The sequence below is a fragment of the Paenibacillus sp. 2TAB19 genome (assembly GCF_052115185.1).
In the GTDB taxonomy this organism is placed as follows: Bacteria; Bacillota; Bacilli; order Paenibacillales; family Paenibacillaceae; genus Pristimantibacillus.
Genome location: NZ_JBFRGE010000228.1, coordinates 1 through 458, shown reverse-complemented (window position 1 = coordinate 458; position 458 = coordinate 1). Strand labels below are relative to the sequence as shown.

Genomic DNA, 458 nt, shown 5'->3' with positions numbered 1-458 from the left:
CTAATCGTCTTTCGAAGCATCATCCGTTTGGTGGCGATGGCGGAGGGGAACCACGCGTTCCCATACCGAACACGACCGTTAAGCCCTCCAGCGCCAATGGTACTTGGACCGCAGGGTCCTGGGAGAGTAGGACGTCGCCAAGCGGGTGCAGATATTGCACTTTTATATTGCTCTTTGAAAACTGGATAACGAAAGATAAGAATTGCTGAAACATCCTTTAGCTGGATTAACCATCAGCGAGCAGAGTTAGCGAATGCGAGCTCGGCAGTTGATGTTAGCGAAGGTTGTTCGAGATTGTTGCGACATTTTTTCAGTTTGTTTCAGCCATTTGATGTCTTAGGAGATCAAAGAAACAAAGTGAAAACGGCGCACAAGCCGAATCACCTGAGCATTGGTTAAGCTATTAAGAGCGCACGGAGGATGCCTAGGCACCAGGAGCCGAAGAAGGACGTGGCGAA

The 458-nt window shown here is 49.3% G+C and carries 1 rRNA gene; it reads left to right on the top strand.

What is annotated here, in order from left to right:
• Positions 1 to 26: 26 nt before the first annotated feature.
• Positions 27 to 143: ribosomal RNA gene (gene rrf, locus AB4Z33_RS31195) — 5S ribosomal RNA — on the top strand.
• Positions 144 to 458: the final 315 nt, after the last annotated feature.